The sequence below is a fragment of the Desulfoplanes sp. PS50 genome (genome assembly GCF_053851535.1).
The window spans coordinates 56927-77040 of sequence record NZ_JBSPZA010000005.1; the positions used below are offsets into that span (position 1 = coordinate 56927).

Consider the following 20114-nt stretch of genomic DNA (forward strand, 5'->3'; position numbering starts at 1 on the left):
ATTTTTTTTGCGGACTACAGATTGTCCAAGAGAGTGTACGGTCTGCCTTGATGATGAGCAAGACCGGGACATGTCTGCCTTTGCGTCCGGATCATCTCTTCCAGCCTGGTCATGGACAATTCCATGCGATGATCTTATTGAATTGAATTACTGTTGCAAAACAACCCAGACCACAAAATCGACCCGGCCTCATGTAACATGTCAGATTTTTTCATCACTGTCTTGGGCTGGATATCAACATCATGCATAAGGAACACATTTTGATCCTGGATTTCAACCCCATTTCCCTGAACGAGCAGGCTGACTACGGACATTTTTTGAAACAAACCCCTCAGATCACCTCTGATTACAGCTTTATCAATCTCTGGGGCTGGCAGGAAGAGTATGATCTGTCATGGGCTTTTACCCCGGATGCGGTGTTTATCCGGCAATCCCGACCGGTTTCCTGTCTCTGGGCTCCCCTGGGAAACTGGGAGAGTATGGACTGGCAGGCCTATGGGACGGCCCTTTCCGAATATCCGGCAATGATCAGGGTTCCAGAACAGCTCAAGGATATCCTGGTCAACCGCTGGTCCGGCCTGCATGTTGACGAGGCCCGGGGGCAATGGGATTATCTCTATTCTATCCCGGAGCTCATAGAACTTGCAGGTCGCAAATATCACAAGAAAAAAAATCTGGTGAATCAATTTATCCGCAAACATGACTACAGATACGTCGCCCTGACCGCCGCGGAAATCGAAATGGCTCTGACCCTGCAAACTGAATGGTTTCTATGGAAAAATGCGGAATCCGACTCCACACTGGACAAGGAAAACCGGGCCATCGTCAAGGTCATGCGCGACTGGGACCAACTTGAGAATATTTTAGGTGCCGGCATCGTGGCCGATGATAAAATGGTCGCCTATACCATTGCCGAACACGCCCCCAACGATCAGATGATCATCCATTTTGAAAAGGGGTGTCCCAATTACAAGGGCATCTACCAGGCCATGAACCAGCTTTTTCTCAAAAACACCTGTTGCGATATGGCTGTTGTCAACCGGGAACAGGACCTCGATGACCCCGGTCTCCGCAAGGCCAAGGAGTCCTATCATCCCATCGATTTCATGAAAAAATATGAGCTGCGCGGGTTCACGCTGTAAGTCAGATATGGTACGGGTTTCGAGGTTCATAATCCGGATCCCGGATAGGCAGGGTCTCGATTCATGTATCGATTCGACCGGGATTTTCTGCGCACTGCGCACTGTGAGCTGTGCGCAGTGCTTCGCACCAAGTATTTTCTTTATTCTCTAGAGAGGTGTCCATGCGCTTTCTTGTCATTCTGATCATCCTGCTGCTTATAGCCATTTTTTTGAAGCCTTCGAAGTTCAAGAAATTTTTTCTTATCTATACCCTGATCATCGGCAGCATCGGATTGCTTGTCTATGAGGGAAATCGATATCTGGACACCAGAACATCATCCGAGATTCAGCCCTCGCAGGTCGGGCTTGAAAATTTCCGGATGGATACGACCCTGCAGCTTTTTCTCAAGGGAAAAATCGTCAACAATGCCGACAAGGGCACGATCAAGGAGCTGACACTGCGATTGACCGTGTATGACGCTTCGAAAACAACCAATGGAACTGATCCTGGGGTTTTCGGTGTGCAGGAATTCACGGTCGTTACCCGGATAGGCCCGGATGAGCATAAGGAAATTATCCAGAAGGTCTCCATTCCCGGGCTGAATCTCGCCCAAATCCCCGAGTGGGATCTCGAAGTGGTGTCCGTAAAAACAGCATTTTTGTGACCCCATCCGTCTCTTTTGTATGCACGGCCGATCTGTTCTCATCCAACTGCCAGCCTCGAGAACACGTTTGCCTTTCCTCTTCGTGATATTGGAGTTTTCACGCAAGGCAAATTTGTTCTTGTCCAAGTACCTGGAATAGAGTGGCCGGTTTGCCCCATTCCGGGCGGTTTGACTGTCTGACCGAGCCAGGCATCGTTCATCAAGCCGTTGCCGGACTTTTTGCCGAAAAACCATGATCTTATGGAGCAACGGCTTGATGGTACGAGGCCCGCGAGGGAGTTTCAAAGCGCCCGGAATGGGGCAAGCCGGCCATCAGAACAAATCAGCCCTGAGTTTTCACGTTATGTCTCTTGCTGTTATTTCCGACATTCACGCCAACCTCGAGGCGTTTGAAGCGGTTCTCCAGGACATCGATGGTCGTGGCATTGCCCGGATCGTCTGTCTGGGCGATCTGATCGGTTATGGTCCCAATCCCGAAGAGGTTGTCCGTATGATCCGGGATAGGGCCATCCCCACGGTGGCGGGAAATCATGAAATGGGGGTGCTGCACGACAGATCCCTGTCCTGGTTCAATCCCAAGACCCGGACCAATGTTCTGCGCATGCGGGAAATGATTTCAGGGGAATCCAGGACGTTTCTGGCCACCCTGCCCCGGAGTCTGGTCATGAACAACGCGCTGTTCGTGCACGGGTTTCCTCCGCAATCCCCCTTTGTGTATCTGTACCAGATCCAGGGGAAGACCCTTGCCAAACGGCTGTCCAACTTGTCCGTGCCCATCGCCTTTGTCGGTCATACCCATGAGCTCGTGCTCCATGGATTGGTCGATGGAGAGGTCGAGTCCCGTATCCTCAAGCAGGGAACCATTTCATTGGACTGGGACAAATGCATCGTCAATGTGGGCAGTGTGGGCCAACCCCGGGACGGAGACCAAAGCGCCAAGTATGTCATCTGGGATACCGGGGCAAAAACCCTCGAGGTCTGCTTTGTTCCCTATGATGCCCAAAAAACAGCCGACAAGATCAATGATCTCGGGCTGCCTGAATATTACGGAGAACGACTTCTGGGGTGATAGTACAAAAAATACGTGCGGAAGGTGACCGGATATACGCCCCCAGCCCTTTCCGGCAGAGTCGGAAAGAAAAATCCTTTCCTCTGCGTCACTGCGCCTCTGCGCCAAAATGCCGTTCATCTTTTGCCTTTTTACCATGAAATATATCGGAAACTACCAAATCATCGGCCTCTTGGGCCGTGGCGGCATGGGCAAGGTCTATAAGGTATTACGACCCGAACTCGGCAAGATCATGGCCCTCAAACTGCTGGAACCCAATGACCTGCTCGAAGATCTCATGGGCAGCGAGGAAGTCGAACGTCAATTCGTCGATGAGGCCAGAATCATGGGTCATCTCTCCCATCCGAACATTGCCTCGGTCTGGGACATGGGTCGTGATCACCGGGGGCGACTCTTCATGGTCATGGAGTACTACTGTCAGAACCTGGGAACCATTATCGGTGAAACCTACCAGGTGGAAGACCCCAGTCGTGCGCTGGGACCGTCCCGGGTTTTCAGATACGCCCGCGACCTGCTCGATGCCCTGGATCGTCTTCATCATGCCGGAATCATTCACAGGGACATCAAACCCTTCAACATGATGATCACCGGTCAGGACAGGATCAAGCTCATTGACTTCGGACTTTCAAAATTGAGAGGCGAAAATCAGCATAACGCTCCCTCCAACCTGAAAATCGGGTCCCCGTATTACACGGCCCCCGAACAGGAGGACGATCCCCGCACGGCCGATCACCGCTCAGACATCTATTCCGCAGGCATGGTCATCTATCGGATGCTCACGGGACAACTGCTCATGGACTATACGGACCGGCATGTAGACGGTCTTTTGCTGGGCACAAAATGGGATGCGTTTTTCACCCGATGCCTGAATCATGACCCGGTTAAACGATTTGCGAGCATTGCGGCCATGAAAACCGCCTTGGAAACATTGCGTCTGGACTGGGAAGAACGTCAGGAAAATATATGTCGGCTGCTTCCCGAAACCGAATCAACGCACCAGGCAGATGATTATGGAAAACTTCGCTCCTTCCCGATTCGAACCGGACCGGTATCCGGAGACAAGGCGTTTGAGGTGGATCATCTTGCCCGTCCACTCCACCATGTGGTCAATCATTTCGATTCCCTCTCCCATGGGTGGAAGGACCAGGCGACCGGACTCGTGTGGTCCAACTCCCCTTCTCCCTTTCCCTTGAGTTGGGATGAGGCGGGAACCTATCTCGACCAACTCAATGAAGATCGACCTGCTTCAGAAAGTCCGTGGCGACTTCCTACCGTGGATGAATTGATCACCCTGATCCAGCCAAAAACAACTCCCGAAGACCTGTGCACCCCTGCGATTTTTGATACAGACAGAAAATGGTTTTGGAGTGCGGACACACGTACCTTTACGGCGGCCTGGTTCGTGGATCTGGAAAACGGCTATGTTGCCAGCCAGGACAGAACCTGCCTTTTTCATGTCTTGCCGGTATGTTCGTAAACAAAGCATTAAAGACACAAACACACAGCATCCCCAACGATTCAAAGTCCTCCCTGTCACAGAGAGGACTTTTTTTTGCTCTTCGCCCAGACCCTGCCGGACATTTGAAACGCCCACCAGGACGGATGGATATCCTGATGGGCGATGGAAAAGGTTTCCCGTAATGGAGGAGGGAGGCGCGTGCGGGGTTACCGCGAGGGAAACCTGAGGGTAAACGTTGTTCCAGCCCCCTGCTGGCTGCTGACTTCCATGGTTCCACCCATGTTTTCCACCAGGCCGAAACATACGGATAACCCCAGACCGGTTCCTTTGCCCACAGGCTTGGTGGTGAAGAAAGGAGAAAATATTTTTTTCTGATTCTCCGGACTGATTCCCCCGCCGTTGTCCTGAACCCGGATCTCCACAAGTCCTTCCGGAGTATGAAGGCCGGTTATGGCGAGCCTTCCCCCTTCACTTCCATGGCGTTCGACAATGGCATAGATAGCATTGTTGAAAAGATTGATCAGCACCTGCTGAATATGTCCAGGGTCCGCGTAGATGTTCAGGGAAGGTTCAGGTAAATCGCTGGCCAGTTCGATCCCGTTTACCACGGCCTTTTTTTCGATCATGGAAACGACTTCCGGGATAAACGTATTCAGATCGATATCCTTGTATTCGGGCTTGCCCTGACGCCCGAAACTCAGGATCGAACGGGTTATCTTGGCGCATCGTCCTATCTGCTTCTTGATCTGGACCAGGGAATTCTCGAGTTCCCTGCTGTCTTCGCCTACCGCGAGGTCCCCCTTTTTCTTCATGTCCTCCAGAATCAGTTCCATATAGGCATGATCGCTTTTCATGACCTGCAGGGGGTTGTTGATTTCATGGGCGAAACCAGCGGCCATTTCTCCCAATTCAGCCAGCCGGGTGGCTCTGACGAGCTGGTCCTGCAGGGACTCCTTTTCCTTGTCGGTAACGCGAAGCTGCTTTTCGATCCGTCCACTCAGGAGAAAGGCCAGAAAAACCATGCCCATACCGCTGACAATCGCAATGACCAAGGTCAGCCATGCTGCCCGGTTGAATGCGGCAAAGGCGTCATCCTTGTCCTGCCTGACCACGAGCAACCATTTGTGGGGGATGATCCAGGTCGTTGCGTAGAGAGAGGTCATCCCTCGTCGGTCTTCCTTGACGTAGGTTCTGATTTCCCCGGGTTTATCCGGATATTCCAGATCCTCGCCGTCCTGTTCGAGAAATCCACCGCCCGACCTGCGCTGCGTCTGAAACACTCCGTCCTTGTTGACGATATATGCTTCACCGGTCATTCCGATGCGGATCTTTTCCACAAATTCGCTGAACCGGTAGGTGTCGATGGTCGCCCGGATGACCCAGGGGTGCCCCTGGTAGGTTCCAGACAGGGCAATGACAAAATGGGGAATGTTCCGAAACCCCAGAAACACATCGCTCAGATAACTGCCCTTGGCCATGACCTCCTTGAACCAGTTGGCATCCTTGTACATTTTGCCTCTCAATTTGTACGGGCCCACATAGGCCACATGGACTCCCTGGGAATTGAATATGCCCAGGTCCACAAAGGTCGGTGATTCCTTTTGCAGGTGCTCGAACACTACCGCCAGAGTCTCGGGATGTTGCAGTTCGCCAAAGTTGTGTTCGGCCAGCAAAAAGTTCAGATCCGCCCTGCGCTCTTTGAGAAAAGAGGTGACCATGTCCCGATGGTCACGGACGATCCGCTGCATGGAAGCCACAGTGTTGTCCTTGATGGACGTGGAAAAATAATAATACCCGACCCCGATGATGAGCAAAAAGGGGATCACCGGAACGAGGATCATCCCGCTTAGGATCTGCTTGCGCAGTGTCGTGTAGTATCGTTCTTCCATTGTCGTGTGACGTCCTTGGGGTTAGTATCTTACTCGTGAAAGTCTGCCATAAAAAACAAGAAAATTCTCTAACCGCTTGAACCTAAAACTTAAAACTGCGGCTTGGCCGCATTAGACCATGAATTGCCGTAGAAAAACCAGCACCGGACTCATGGATGCCAGCATGACCAGCAGGATGACCACCCCCAGAACAATGGAGGTTATGGCCTGGATCCATTTGAAGGAGCACCATTTCACCAGCCCCACCGCCACCAGACTGAACCGCCAGGTTTCGGTGAAGATTTCCGTGGTCGGCAGCCAGGAGACCATCATGGTCACGCCGGTGGCATAGATGTATATGATGGCGAGGTGCCTGTACGAAGCCAGCCTTCCGAAAAAAAGTCCCATGATCATGAAGGTGAATGCGGCCAGGACAAAAGGCATGCCCAATGCGTTGATGGCCAGGGTGAGGGCCTGGAACAAAGAATGGTCGGAAAAATAGACATAACGCAGACTGACCCAGAACAACCCGGAAATGGCCAGAAAAACCATGGGTTTTTTATAGCCCATCTCCGTGTCCAGATCGGTGAAAAAAATGCGCGGGGACGTGAGCAGGGTGAGGATGGTCTGAAAATAGGTCTGCCTGGGTGGTCCGGCTTCAGCAGTCCGCTGTTCCATTTCCCGGGTGGATAGTGTTTCTGTGGTCATGGTTGCTCCCTGGTGCGAGAAAAATGTGCCATTGGATTATTTGGCCAGATACGTGATGACCTTTTCCCAGAGCCCCCATCCCAGCATGATCAGGGTCATGATGAACAAGAGGGTCCGTTCGAAGTTCTTGGTAAAATAGGTCACACTGCCCTTCTGGACGACCTGCTTTTTGGAGTGTTCGTTCATGGTGTCCTTCCTTGGTTGGTGTTCCTGAATCAGGAGGGTGAACCGTGTCGTCCTCGGATCTTTATGGAGACAGGGCTCGACCTCGTGGTTCAGAACTGTCCTCTGCGGGGGGACGAATCCCCCCGCATCGGGACAGGCTGTCATGGTCTGCTAATAGCCGGGCAATCCCGGAAATCCCATGATACCCCAGAGTATGGCAGTGCACAGCAAAATGACGATATTGGCCACAAACCACATGGGGATACCCACACGGAGATAGTCCTTGGGCTCCAGGTAGCCACTGGCGTAGACAATGGCATTGGGAGGCGTGCCGATGATCAGACAATAGGCAAAGGACGACGCCACAGCGGTACTCATGGCCATGAAGGGCAGGAAGGTCGTGCCCGGATGGACCAGACCGGCCATGTTCAGGGTGATCGGACCAACAGCCGCGGCAGCGGGACCATCGGCCATGAGGTTGGTCAGAATGGCGGTCAGACCGTTGGCCGTGGCCATGAGGGGAAGACCCTCGGACATGCCGAAGGGAGCCAGAAAGTCGATGACCGAACTGGCCATCCAGTAGGCGGCACCTGTCTTGTCCAGGGTTCTGCCGAAGATGATCGCCCCGGCATAGAGCCATACAACACCCCAGTCGACCTTTTGCTGATAGTCGCGCCAATTGACGACCCCGGCCATGATATAGGCCACGGCACCGGCCACCGCGATGACACCGATTCCCAGACGCACGGGATAAATACCCATGTTGTAGAAGGCCTTTTCCGTGAACCATCCGAAAACCATGACCAGGAAGATGATAATAGCCCAGATCTGATGTCTGTTCCAGCTGCCCATCTTGCCGATTTCCTTTTCAAGATGCTGCATGGCCGGCTTGAGAGACTTGATCCGGGGCTTGAAACGCCAGTTGACCATGAACCAGGTGATGGGAATCATGACAAACAGGAAGGGGAAACAATAGGTGACCCATTGGAAGTACCCGATGTCGAACCCGAACATATCGTTCAAATAGGTCATCATGATGACGTTACGGGCACCACCGGATGGAGCACCCGGGCCGCCGATATTACAGGCCATGGCAATGGCAATCATGAGCAGCTTTGCCAATTCCTTGTCCTCGGGCACTTCCTCGGTCAGGCTGTTCTGATAGAGGAGCATGCCAATGGGCAGGAACATGGCCGCCAGGGCATGGTCGGAAATAAAGGCTGCCAGCGGCGTGATGATCAGGAAGAAGATCAGGGTGATCCATCTGACATCGGGCACAGCCAGCTTCTTGAACATCATCATGCACACGCGCTTGTCCACGCCCGTTTTGACGAAGGCTGTCGCAAACATCAAACTACCCATGATAAACCAGCATGCGTCCGACCAGTACAACATGGCCACATCCTGTCTGGAAATCACGTTGCTAAAGACCAGAATCAGTCCGATGCAAAAGGCAACCGCCGGGAGCGGAATACACTCGGTGACAAAACAGAGGACAACGAAAACCATCATGGCAATGGAAACCTTGATGGCCCAGGTTCCCTTATCCGCGGCCTGCCTGTCCTTTTCCGACAATGTGGTGTAGTCCAGAACCTCTGTCCGGTACGTATAGGCCTTTTCCATGACTGCCCGGAATTGCTGATCATCCAGGTTGGTCTCGATGAATGCATGGGCCTTCTTGAAATTGCTGTCACTGCATGCCAGCTTGTACTTCTTGCACCACTTGGCATCCCTTTTCATGAAACGGTCCTTGCTCAGGGCGCCCATCCGCATGTTCTGTTCCATGATTTTGGCAGTGAGCAACTGCCACTGCTCCACATCGGAACTGTTTTGCTGAAACAATTCTTCGGTCAACAGATTAACAACGGCTTTGGGACCAACATTGTACTGGGTCCCGACCTTGACCATACTGTTGGGTGTCGGCAGAACAAGTACGACGAAAAAGAGTACCACTGGAATGATGAAAATCTTCCAGTCCACATACTTGTCGTATCCTGTGGGCTTATTCTTTTCCTGTGTCATATTTACCTCTACGTGGTTTTCAAATGGGTAAGGGGAGAGACTCTTTTGGTTCGTTTGGTCATGAGGCTAGAATGATCTTTGAAATTTCGTAGAAGAGTTCCTGCTCGCGGATGATGCCGACAATCCGTCCATCCTCCTTGACGACCACACGCCTGCGCGCTTCCGAATACATTGTTTCAGCCACTTCCATGAGGTTGGCATCACCGGCAACTTCAGGAGGACACTGTCTCATCACGTCGCGGATCTTTCTGTCCTTGAGCTTTTTGACCTGAGTGGAAAAAAGTCCGGTCCAGAACATGGTGGAATACTGCATTGATTCTGCCATGGACGGTTTGGGAGCCGAAAGATACTCGGGACGGATGGCTTCGAGAATCTTTTGCATGGTCAGAACGCCAACCACCCGGTCGCCTTCAAAAACGACGATGGCCCGATGTCCGCTTTCCATGATCTTGTCTGTGGACAAGAATTTTTCATAGGCGGTCTTGAGCTTCTCGATTCCTTCCTTGAGCGTACTGTCAGACTGTACAAACGTATAATCCTTGATGGGAATCATGACCTCGGCAGCTGTTTTTTCCCTGGGAATGCGTGTGTGGACAAAGGCATATGCATCGTTAATTTTTGCTGACAGGAGATCGATGTCACAGGGTTTGTTCAAATAATCAAAAGCCCCCTTGACCAGAGATTCCCGGGCCGAATCCTCTCCCCCATGACCAGTCAGCATGATCACCTGAATGTCAGCGTCGATTTCCTTGATCCTGGGAAGTACCTCTTCTCCACTCAGCCCCGGCATCTTGATGTCCAGAACAACCACATCGTGGGTGTTTTTTTTCAAAATATCCAAGGCTTCCTCCCCGCTCCCGGCAATGGCCACCTCGTATCCTTTTCGTCCCAGGATCTTGGAGGTTGTCGAGCGGAACCGCTCTTCATCATCAACCATCAATACCTTGATTTTCTTCGCCATTATTTACCTCCTTTTTGCTCAACACGTTGTAATACTACTTGTTTTTTCAGATATCATATCTCACGGGCCATGATCAGATTCCAGGTGACGACCACAGGCCTGAATCGCCTTGTCCAGCAGTTCGTGCAGATCCACGGGTTTGACCAGATAGCCTGCAGCCCCCAGCCGCATTCCATCGGCTGCAGACTCCATGGTGGCGTGACCTGTAAGCAGGATCACCTTGAGTTCGGGATAGTTGGCATGCATTCGTTCAAGGGTTTCGATCCCGCCGAGTCCAGGCATTTTCACATCCAGAATGACCACGTCCACGGGATGTTCAGCAAGAATTTCAAGGGCACGTGTTCCCCTGTCAGCTGTCAGGACGGTAATCCCCCTGCGCTGGAAAACCTTGGACGCGCTGACAAGAAAATGTTCTTCATCGTCCACGAGAAGAAGGCGCAATCCCTGTTCATCCCTGTTCACGGCTATCTCCCCTTCCGCGTTTTGATCCATGCCTGCCGAATTTTGTCTATGAGTTCGTCTATGGAAACAGGCTTCATTATATAATCGAAGGCTCCCAGGGTCATACCCCGTTCTCCCGAACGGATCGACGCATGCCCGGTGAGCATGATCACCTCGATTTGGGGATAGGTTTTTCTGATTTCCTCGAGAATTTCCAATCCATCCCGACCGGGCATCTTCACATCCAGGACAACCACATCGATGTCATGGTCGCGAAGATACTCCAGTCCCTTGTCTCCATCCGGCAGACCCGTGGCCTGAAGATTCCGTCTGTTCAATCGCTTGACCAGGGTCTCGAGAAGATCCGGTTCATCATCAACTATGAGTACTCGAATGGCATCCATGGAGCTATCCTTCCTGAACGGTCAAAGGGAGGGTTATGATGAACGACGCCCCTTTGCCGTTTTCATTTTCAAGGCGGAGCATACCGCCGAGTTTTTCAATGATGCTATAACTGATGGCCAGCCCGAGACCGGTTCCTTTGCCAACATTTTTGGTCGTGAAAAACGGGTCGAAGATCTTTTTTTCAATCTCTTTGGGAATACCGGGGCCGCTGTCATGGATGGATACCCGGATCTCCTTTTTACGCAGATCGGCCTGGGTGGTTATGGATATGTCCCCGCCTTTGCCGATGGCATCGATGGCGTTGTTCAGGATATTGAGGAAAACCTGTTGTAATTGCGAAGTATCGCTCAGGATGCGGGGGAGATTCTGCTGCATCTGGCTGGTGATGCTGATGTTTCTGTATTTGGCTTCATTCTCCAGAAAGGAAAGCGTCTGTTCGATAACCGCGTTCACGTCCACGGATTCGCGCAGGGGCTCCATCCTTCGGGCGAATCCGAGAAGCCGATGCACGACCTTTTTGGCCCGCTCCACGTGAATCTCGATTTTATCCACGGCATCCTTGAATTCCTGAAAATTTTCACTTTTTCTGACATCCTCCTCGTCCAGAAGATCGTGAATCCAGCCGGCCTTTTCCTTGATAACGGCCAGGGGATTGTTGACCTCATGGGCAACACCAGCGGCCATTTTCCCCAACGCGGCCATTTTGCTCGACTGCATCAGGCTTTCGTCGAGCATGGCCTTTTCCTCTTCCGCACGCATGAGCTGACGGATCATGAGCCGTGAGAGGAGCAAGGTGCCGGTGAAAATAATCAATATGCCCATGATTCCGGTGGCAATGACGTAATGTTGGGTTCGAAACAGGGGGGTGAGTTCTTCTTTGGGATCCTCACGGACAATAAGGAGCCAGTCCTTGCGTTCGAGCCATTGAAGACCAAAAAGATCGTCTCCTGTATGGGACGATGGTTGGATGATCCGTGGACCGGAAAAACGAGAGGGAGTCCCCAAAACAGTCTTCAGGGATGAGGTCTGCCCGAACCGGGGGGTGGTCTGAAATTGCATGTCTGCGTTGACCAGATAGGCATCACCACGAGTGCCCTGCTGGATGGATCGCACCAGGGATTCAAAAACCCCGGAATCAATGGTCGCCCTGAGTATCCAATTGGTTTCCCCCTCGCGGCGCAGGACAGCGATGATAAAATGGGGAAATTTGCGAAAACCCAAATAAACATCGCTTACGTAAACCCCCCTGGCCAGGACTTCGTGAAACCATTTTTCGTTCTTGTAATTGACCCCCTGCAGATTGTAGGGACCGCAATAGGCAACGTGATTCCCCTGGCCATCGATGACCCCCAGATCGATGAACGATTCCGATCCCTGCCGGATGATCCTCAATATGTTTTCGAGATGATCGGTTTGACTGACTGCGGTATAGGATTGCGTGCCGGCTATGATCCTGAGCTGAGCGACCCGCTCATTCAAAAAAAGATCCAGGGCATTGGCCTTGTTCGTTACCAGGGTGGACAGGCTCTCCGTGATCTTGGTCGTATAGGTCCCACTGAACTGATAATAGATGGTAACGCCGAGAAGGAGTAAGGGGATGACCGAGAACCCAATGGTGAGCCCTGTAATCTTGGCCCCAAGTTTTCTGAATTGGTTGTTTTCCATGATCGGGTGATGATCCTGTGCAGCGTGCATCGGTTTTGTGAAAATCGGAACAATTCGGATCGTATTGAGCAACCAGCATGCCAATGAGGTGCAGGAAGAGGCACGACACCCTCAAGAGGGTGGAAACTATTTTCATCCTGTTGAAATGCATGATTTTTTCAAACGGCAGGAGATGCTGCAGCACTGTAGAAAGGGCATGACAAAAAGGGCTGAAACCGAGCAGATGGTGCAAAGGATATGTCGCCCAGGATGAGCAGCGCCGAAGGGATCAAGGGCTGGACCTCAGGCATGACAGGAGATAGTGCCTGAAAAGGGGAGAACGAGGGTGTAAAAAACATCCTGAACACACCGATCCAGGGCTTTTACAGACTGTAAAAATAGCTGACAGAAAAAGCGAGGTCCCTGGTTCGACTCAGCGGGAACACGACCACCAGGGACCGGGCTGGACGATCGTTTTCTCATCCCTCCAACCAGGTTGGTTTGTGCGGCACAAAATTGGAAAAGAGAGACATTTGTTATCCATCCATCACCTCCACCGCCACTTCATTACCCCGGACAATCGCCATGCACCCACTGAACAAATTGAAGCAGCGTATAACCGCCCTTTTTGCCGGAAAATCACAGGCCCCCCCTGATCTGCTTGACGAGGAATCCCATACCCATGTCTTCAAAGCCCGTTATCATGCCTTCAGACAATTGCTCGCGGCCAACAACCGGACCCTGGATCTGATGACGGACATGGAAGAGGCCCTGCAGGGGAACCGTCCCTTTGGCATGTCTTTTATCAGGTCGCGTTGTACGGCCATTTCGACCAATGTCTACAGGATCATTCACAATCTTTGTGAACTCAATCCTACTGATTACCAGGGGCTGAAAATCGTCTTCAAAAAGATACAGCACAACGTTTCAGAATCTTTGACAGGTGCAGATCCTGTTGTCGGAGATCGGCTCATCCTGGACTTCGAAGCGGTCACCAAGGAATCGGCTGATCAGGTCGGAAGCAAGATGGCCAATCTCGGTGAACTCAAGAATCACCTGGGATTGCGGGTTCCCGACGGATTTGTGGTCACTACCCGTGGCTATCACCTGTTCATGAACCACCAGGGATTGCAGGACCGGGTCAATTGCCTCATCCAGGCCACTCCCCTCGAACCAGTGGAAGACACGGCCATTCAGGAAGATGAGGCAGCCAACGCCTGTGAGATCGAGGTCAAGGGATCGAATTTCTTCGAGATCTGCGCCCAGATCCAGGGACTCATTGCCAAGGCCCCTCTTCCCGAAGAATTGGAAAATGCTATTCTCGAGAGCTATGACCGTCTGTGTGAAAAAACCGGTGGGGTTCAAAAGGTTTCCCTGCGTTCCAGTGCCCTGGGCGAGGATATGGCCGATACTTCCTTTGCCGGACAATACCGATCCGAGCTCAATGTGGAACGGGAAAACGTCATCCAGGCGTACAAGGATATCGTGGCCAGCAAATACTCGCACAGGGCACTGACATATCGCTACAATCGCGGCATTCGAGATGAGGATGTTCCCATGTGCGTGGGATGCATGGTCATGGTTCCGGCACGGACGGGCGGGGTCATGTATACGAGAAATCCCCTGGATATCAGAGATACGAATGTCTTCATCAATTCAGTCTGGGGACTGGCGAAATCCGTTGTCGACGGATCCGTGGCAACGGATCAATTCGTGGTGAGCAAGGCCCCCCCCTACCAGGTGATTCACAAGGAAATCCGCTCACAATTCCAACAATTGTCCTGTGATGAAGGCGAAGGTCTCTGTCGTGAGGATCTCGATGGGGACATCTGCGACCTGCCTTCGGTTTCCGATGCACAGGGAAGCGAACTGGGCCGACTGGCTGAGATCATTGAATCCCATTACGGTCAGCCCCAGGATGTGGAATGGTCCATCGATACGAATGGGTTGATTTTTCTGCTCCAAAGCCGTCCTCTCAGACAGCATGAATCTTCTGGTGCGGATTCAGCCTCCTCACGGGTTTTGCCCGGAGTCAAACCTCTATTTACCGGAGGGACCACTGCCAGCACCGGGGTCTGCAGCGGCAAGGTGTTCATCGTTCAAAAGGACGTAGATATCCTGCTCTTTCCGCGAGATGCCATACTCGTCTCTTCTCGATCGCTTCCCAAATGGGCCTCTGTACTGGGCAAGGCGCAGGGGGTGATCACGGAACACGGCAGTGTGGCCGGTCATCTGGCCAATGTGGCCCGGGAGTTCGACGTGCCTGCCCTTTTCGGTGTTCGGAATGCCACGACCATTTTGAAAAACGAGCAGGAGATAACTCTGGATGCCGACACCCGGACCGTTTATCCCGGACGAATTGAAGCGCTTCTCAAGGATAGCAAACCCCATAAAAATCTGATGCAGGGAAGCCCGGTCTACAATACCCTCAAAAATGTCTCCCGACACATTCTCCCCCTGAATCTTCTCGATCCGGATTCTCTTGATTTCAAACCGTTATCCTGCCGAACATACCACGATATCACCCGGTTCGCCCATGAAAAATCCGTTCAGGAGATGTTTGATTTCGGCACAACCAATCTGTTTTCTCCCCGGTCGAGCAAACAGCTCAAGGCGAACGTGCCCATGCAATGGTGGATCATCAATCTGGATGACGGGTTCAATCAGGAAGTTCACGGCAAATATGTCAACCTGGAGAACATCGCCTCCATCCCCATGCTTTCCATCTGGAAGGGCTGCGTGGCCATACCCTGGGAAGGACCGCCCAGTCTGGACGGCAAGGGATTCATGAACGTAATGATGCAATCGGCTACCAATCCCCATCTCAATCCGGCCGTTGCCTCGGATTTCACCAACAGGAACTATTTTATGATCTCAAAGCATTTCTGTAACCTGCAGTCTCGCTTTGGCTATCATTTTACCAGTATCGAGGCATTGGTCGGCGAGCGGGTTCAAGAGAACTATCTGCGGTTCCAGTTCAAGGGAGGGGCAGCCGATTACCAAAGAAAGGTCAGGCGGGCCGAATTCATCGGTGACATTCTGGAACGCTACGATTTCGAGACCAGGGTCCGCGAGGACGCCATGTTCGCCCGGATGGACAATTATGAGCAGTCTTTTCTGGAGACCCGATTGGTCATCCTCGGGTATCTGCTCATGCACACCCGGCAATTGGACATGATCATGTCCAACGACAGCGTGGTTGAACATTATCGAAAAAAGATCATCCGGGATATTGAAAAGGTGCTCGCGATGTATGGTGACGAGGAAGGATGAAAAAAAAGAGACACGATCACAAGTATCGTAGAGGCGGATCCTGTGTCCTTGATCTCGACATATTGTGACCGGATCGGCGGAGAATAGAAGTGCGCAGGAAAATTTCCTGTGCAAAAAGGAAGGAGGAGAGTCTTTCTGGACACCGGCAATCCGATGACCTAGAGGTGTTTATGCGTTTGACACTCGAGTTGGACGGATACTCCTTTAGAACTCATAAACGGTATGGGAATCAATCATGCAGCAAAATAAAGATCTCGGACAGGCCGTCATGCGCGGTCTTCTTTTAGGGGGCTCCATCGGTCTCATTGCGGGATGGTTCGGCATGCATCCCCTGCGTGCTCTTTTGACCGGCTTTCTGTGCGGCATTCTGGCCGGCATAACCAAATATCGTTTGGATACCAGGAAAAAATAGTTTTCAACGATCACTTTCAAAAACTCCACATTCCGTATGGTGTGCCCGTTTCCTGTTTCCACCGGTTAATGATGAATTAAAGACCGTTTCTTGCCATTGTCCCTTTCAAGGGCTATGTGGAAACAGTACGCATGGATTGATTATGTGGGTTTCCTGTTCAGGTCATTACCCCTGAATCCACGTCCATACTCCTCGAGCTCTGCACATGACTGATACAATGAAACCAGCCAGTATTTCCCATAACGACTTCTGTCTTTGGGAAACTGAAGACTTTGAATTTCGTATCGGACTTCTCGGATCGGGTGCCGGGTTCACGACCATCCTGGACCTCATCGCTGCCAGGGAATACCAGGATTATCTCCCGCCTCTTCGGCTCGTAGCCATTACCCTTCCAGGCGACAGCGATCTTTCCACAAAACGATCCTATCTCCAGGGCCTTGATGTCCCCTTGTTCACGTCCTGGGAAACCATGTTGGAGAAGCACCCGGAGATCAATCTGCTTGTGGATGTTTCCGGATTCAGTTTCAACCCCTCCCACATTCGCAAAACCCTCCCCGACCATGTTTCCTTTCTGGACCATGACACGTCCATTTTTTTCTGTGGACTGCACAATATGTTTCAGACGGCTTCTCACTGCAAGGTCGATCTGGACCGACGCAAGATTCTGCTGGATGCAATCATCGGCAACATCAGAGAAGATATCCTGCTTCTGGACAAGGATTACCGGATCATGGATCTCAATGCCAATGTTTCCAATAGGATCGGAAAAAGCAAGGAAGAGGTTCTCGGCAAGCACTGCTGGGACGCGCAGGCGTTACCCGGGGGAAAACTTTTTTGCAGCCAGCGGGATCAGCAATGTCCGGTGGCAACGACTCTTTTCACCAAAAAGAAAGCAGAGGCACTGATAACTCGGGTCAGCGATGACGGCCATTTGCTCTATTACCGGGTCTATTCCTATCCGGTATTCAATACGCACGGTGAATTGGCACAGGTCCTGGTCATGCGCAGGAACATCACCTCGCGAACCCATAAGGAAAAACAGGCTCTGGAAAAGGAAAAGCTTTCCATCATGACCTCCATGTCCATGTATCTGGCTCATGAGATCCGCAATCCCTTATGTGTCATCGGAGGATTCACCAAATCACTGCTCAAATCTCCCCATCTTTCTGAAAAGGAGCGGGCCAAAATACAGATCATTGATGAAGAAACCACCAAACTCGATACCGTTCTCCAGAACATCCTCAATTTCACCCGGCGGGATGAAAAAGAATTCGGAGAGATCGACATCAACGAAGTGGTCAAGGAAACCCTCGAACTTATCGAGATTGGATACAATGATCGCGGGCACAGGTTTCACGTCCAACTCACCGAAGGAATTCCCAAGCTCAAAGGGAAAATGGACATTCTCAAGCAATGTGTTCTGAACATTCTCAAAAATGCCATGGAAGCCACACCAGACGGTTCGGAAATAGACATTGCCACCGGCCTGGCCCGGGATAAGGTCTATGTGACCATCACGGATACCGGGATCGGCATGACCGAAGATGAAATCGAAGCGGCTTTCAGCCCATTTCACACCACAAAATCAAAAGGCTATGGGCTGGGCCTCCCCATGATCCGAAAGGCTGTGGAGGAATTTGAGGGAACCATTGACCTGCAAAGCCAGAAAGGTGTGGGAACAACCGTGACCCTGGCTTTTTCACCGATTCTGAATCTGGTTGACGAAATCCCCTCCATCCTTTCCTTTTGAGTGTGACTTCCGCGCAACTCTCACCCTCCTGACCGCAGCCAGTGATCAGGATCTCCTCCCGTTAGTATCTTACTCGTGAAAGTCTGCCATAAAAAACAAGAAAATTCTCTAACCGTTTGAACTTAAAACCTAAAACCTAAAACTTAAAACTGCGGCTGGGCCGCATTAGTATCTTACTCGTGAAAGTCTGCCATAAAAAACAAAAATCCTTACAGCGCACTTCCAGCCACCAAGGGTGGTCGTGCGCGTTGCCCGATATTTATAAAGTAAAAGATGAACAATTAAGAAAACTAAAACTGTAAGTAAAAAATTAACTTTTTAAAAAAACCAGCAGAAAACCGGTCAGCGCGCCGAAAAAAATGCGTACGCACTTGGCAACGTACCAGGATCACACCTTGAGCATGGAAAGGAAATAAATGTTTATTCAATAAATACAATAAAAAAGAGCCAGATAATCGACACGAACAAGGGTGATGATTGTGGTGGCATGAACCAGTGGAGGCGTATGGTTGATACACAGGCCGTCTCTTCAAAACCTTTATTCCGTGTATCGACGATAAACTTGATAAAAAATGTCGATTTGAAAAAACAAGTTAACTTGAAAAAGGTTAATTATACGTCACGGAGTTAACTTAACTACATACTGTTTTCCTGGAACAGGCGATTTCAGCATTGCTGCCGAACAGATGGTCTGAGATATCGATTCACTATCGTTGTCAATTGCGTCATGTGACCTTTTCTCCCCAAGAGGATAGCTGGTCCTTGATGGTGTTTTCTGCAGACAAACTTGAAGTGATAGGTGAATAAATAAACTTCAAGTAAACTATCGAGGTTGACACTAACCTCTTTGAATACCACCAGGTATCATCGGATCCCCTCGTTATACCCACCCAAGAGACTCCTTGAAATACCCGCCCGGCCAGGTGCCCTGTACTGCTCTCACCAGAGGTCTATCCCGGCGATACTCGAGCCCTTTGTTTCCAAGAAATACCCCGGATCGCACCCGCTCAAGGGGGTCGATCAAGAGGGGCTGTGCAGGATGCAGAACTCCACCTCAGGCTGTTTGAGACAGGTTCACAGCAATGCGGAACGTTCGCCTCCTTGGTTCCAATTTTTGAAATCTATCCGATGCACACCCTTGCACAATCTGCTGAATACCATGCACACGCAGGGCTGCGTTTCACTCGGTTGGACAAGGACACCCCTCCTTGGATGCGTCGCGACGTTTACTTGATTCATTGCGTTGACTTAACTTAATTCATTGTAATAATTTAAGTTAACAAGTCGCCAACGACTTAACCTTGACGCTTGTTAATCAAATAAACTTTATGGTTGATAAAGTTAATTCATTACGGTATGCACTCTTCATCATGGTGTGCACGAAGTGTTTTTGGACCGCCATTTCACCCCATCCCCTGGTAATTATGACAACCACATCTTTCCATCAGACCTGGCAGCGCATGCTTGGGGCCATCAATGCGCAAACCGATTCGGCTTTGGCCCAATTTCTCTCCATCACCCCTGCCGGCGTGAGCAGTGTAAAGAAAAAACAAAAAATCCCCTCCTCCTGGTTCGATAAAATCTGCCAGGAGACCGGGGTTTCCAAATCGTGGCTGGTCGGCTCTGAAACCGGCGGACAGACTGCTGCAACGTCTTCAGCCTCTTCTCACCCTGTCCAGAAGCCTTCTTCTCGCTCTGTACCCAAATCTTCTCCCAAGCCACAACCGCGTTCATTCAATGTCGCTGAAATCATTTCCCAGGCCATTGCGATCCTCGAGTCCGAGACCGACTATGCCCAATCGTTGGAGAATATCATCCACACCCTGCACCGGGCCATGCTGACCGAAAAACAGATGGCCGCCTTCAGCAGCGAGATGATGGAGGCCTTTGCCGCCTTTCAAAAGCGCCAGGACCACGAGTGAAGCACTCTTAAAGCCGGCTTCCCCTCCCCTGCTCCTCTCTCTTTTTCGCACTTCAGCATGCATGATGTGCGAACTCAAACCTCATGTAATGCTTACACTTTGAACCGCGTCGATCCATCCACTCCTGACTGGCATATTTGCATCTATTCAGCAGGAAGGACGGATGAGCCACCCATAAAAACACTTCAGATCTTCGGATCACCCCGGCACTGCTTACTATTCATTTGTC

Annotated in this window: 16 protein-coding genes; 8 read left to right on the forward strand and 8 right to left on the reverse strand. The window is 51.2% G+C overall.

Translation table 11 applies throughout. The features are described from left to right. Nucleotides 1–242: 242 nt before the first annotated feature. From ACTVJH_RS03560 to ACTVJH_RS03575, 4 genes are all read left to right on the forward strand, one after another. Nucleotides 243–1142, forward strand: a complete 900-nt coding sequence (locus ACTVJH_RS03560) for a DUF2156 domain-containing protein (protein WP_455987532.1) — start codon at nt 243–245, stop codon at nt 1140–1142. Nucleotides 1143–1303: 161 nt separating this feature from the next. After that, a complete protein-coding gene (locus tag ACTVJH_RS03565; RefSeq protein WP_455987534.1) occupies nt 1304–1786 on the forward strand; it encodes a hypothetical protein in 483 nt (160 codons plus the stop codon). Between the two features lie 343 nt (nt 1787–2129). Then, nucleotides 2130–2855 (forward strand): metallophosphoesterase family protein, encoded by a 726-nt coding sequence (locus ACTVJH_RS03570; RefSeq protein WP_455987536.1) that lies wholly within the window; start codon nt 2130–2132, stop codon nt 2853–2855. A 136-nt stretch (nt 2856–2991) separates the two neighbouring features. Then, the gene (locus tag ACTVJH_RS03575) at nt 2992–4332 is read left to right on the forward strand and encodes a protein kinase domain-containing protein (RefSeq protein ID WP_455987538.1); all 1341 of its coding nucleotides are present in this window, start codon (nt 2992–2994) and stop codon (nt 4330–4332) included. Between the two features lie 188 nt (nt 4333–4520). Here the strand turns inward: ACTVJH_RS03575 and ACTVJH_RS03580 are convergent, their stop codons facing one another. The 8 genes from ACTVJH_RS03580 to ACTVJH_RS03615 form a co-directional block, all read right to left on the reverse strand. Next, nucleotides 4521–6203 carry a sensor histidine kinase gene (locus ACTVJH_RS03580; protein WP_455987540.1) on the reverse strand — a complete coding sequence of 561 codons (1683 nt, stop codon included), beginning with the start codon at nt 6201–6203 and terminating at the stop codon, nt 4521–4523. Between the two features lie 111 nt (nt 6204–6314). Further along, nucleotides 6315–6890: a hypothetical protein gene (locus ACTVJH_RS03585; RefSeq protein WP_455987542.1), complete on the reverse strand. Its 576-nt coding sequence runs from the start codon at nt 6888–6890 to the stop codon at nt 6315–6317. A gap of 36 nt (nt 6891–6926) precedes the next feature. Then, the gene (locus ACTVJH_RS03590; RefSeq protein ID WP_455987544.1) at nt 6927–7076 is read right to left on the reverse strand and encodes a hypothetical protein; all 150 of its coding nucleotides are present in this window, start codon (nt 7074–7076) and stop codon (nt 6927–6929) included. 150 nt (nt 7077–7226) lie between these two features. Then, the gene (locus ACTVJH_RS03595) at nt 7227–9077 is read right to left on the reverse strand and encodes an SLC13 family permease (protein WP_455987546.1); all 1851 of its coding nucleotides are present in this window, start codon (nt 9075–9077) and stop codon (nt 7227–7229) included. A 58-nt stretch (nt 9078–9135) separates the two neighbouring features. Then, nucleotides 9136–10038 carry a response regulator gene (locus ACTVJH_RS03600; RefSeq protein ID WP_455987548.1) on the reverse strand — a complete coding sequence of 301 codons (903 nt, stop codon included), beginning with the start codon at nt 10036–10038 and terminating at the stop codon, nt 9136–9138. A gap of 60 nt (nt 10039–10098) precedes the next feature. Continuing rightward, complete coding sequence (locus ACTVJH_RS03605; protein WP_455987550.1) at nt 10099–10500, reverse strand: response regulator; 402 nt, start codon at nt 10498–10500, stop codon at nt 10099–10101. A gap of 2 nt (nt 10501–10502) precedes the next feature. Beyond that, entirely contained in the window at nt 10503–10883 is a 381-nt protein-coding gene (locus ACTVJH_RS03610; RefSeq protein ID WP_455987552.1) for a response regulator, read from the reverse strand. A 4-nt stretch (nt 10884–10887) separates the two neighbouring features. Then, nucleotides 10888–12549: an ATP-binding protein gene (locus tag ACTVJH_RS03615; protein ID WP_455987554.1), complete on the reverse strand. Its 1662-nt coding sequence runs from the start codon at nt 12547–12549 to the stop codon at nt 10888–10890. A 564-nt stretch (nt 12550–13113) separates the two neighbouring features. Between ACTVJH_RS03615 and ACTVJH_RS03620 the strand changes: the two genes are divergently transcribed. The 4 genes from ACTVJH_RS03620 to ACTVJH_RS03635 all read left to right on the forward strand — a co-directional run bounded on the left by ACTVJH_RS03620 (nt 13114) and on the right by ACTVJH_RS03635 (nt 19885). Continuing rightward, nucleotides 13114–15801: a PEP/pyruvate-binding domain-containing protein gene (locus tag ACTVJH_RS03620; RefSeq protein WP_455987556.1), complete on the forward strand. Its 2688-nt coding sequence runs from the start codon at nt 13114–13116 to the stop codon at nt 15799–15801. A 235-nt stretch (nt 15802–16036) separates the two neighbouring features. Continuing rightward, a complete protein-coding gene (locus ACTVJH_RS03625; protein WP_455987558.1) occupies nt 16037–16213 on the forward strand; it encodes a hypothetical protein in 177 nt (58 codons plus the stop codon). A gap of 205 nt (nt 16214–16418) precedes the next feature. After that, entirely contained in the window at nt 16419–17963 is a 1545-nt protein-coding gene (locus ACTVJH_RS03630; protein ID WP_455987560.1) for a two-component system sensor histidine kinase NtrB, read from the forward strand. Nucleotides 17964–19387: 1424 nt separating this feature from the next. Then, nucleotides 19388–19885 carry a helix-turn-helix domain-containing protein gene (locus ACTVJH_RS03635; RefSeq protein ID WP_455987562.1) on the forward strand — a complete coding sequence of 166 codons (498 nt, stop codon included), beginning with the start codon at nt 19388–19390 and terminating at the stop codon, nt 19883–19885. The last annotated feature ends 229 nt before the right edge of the window (nt 19886–20114 follow it).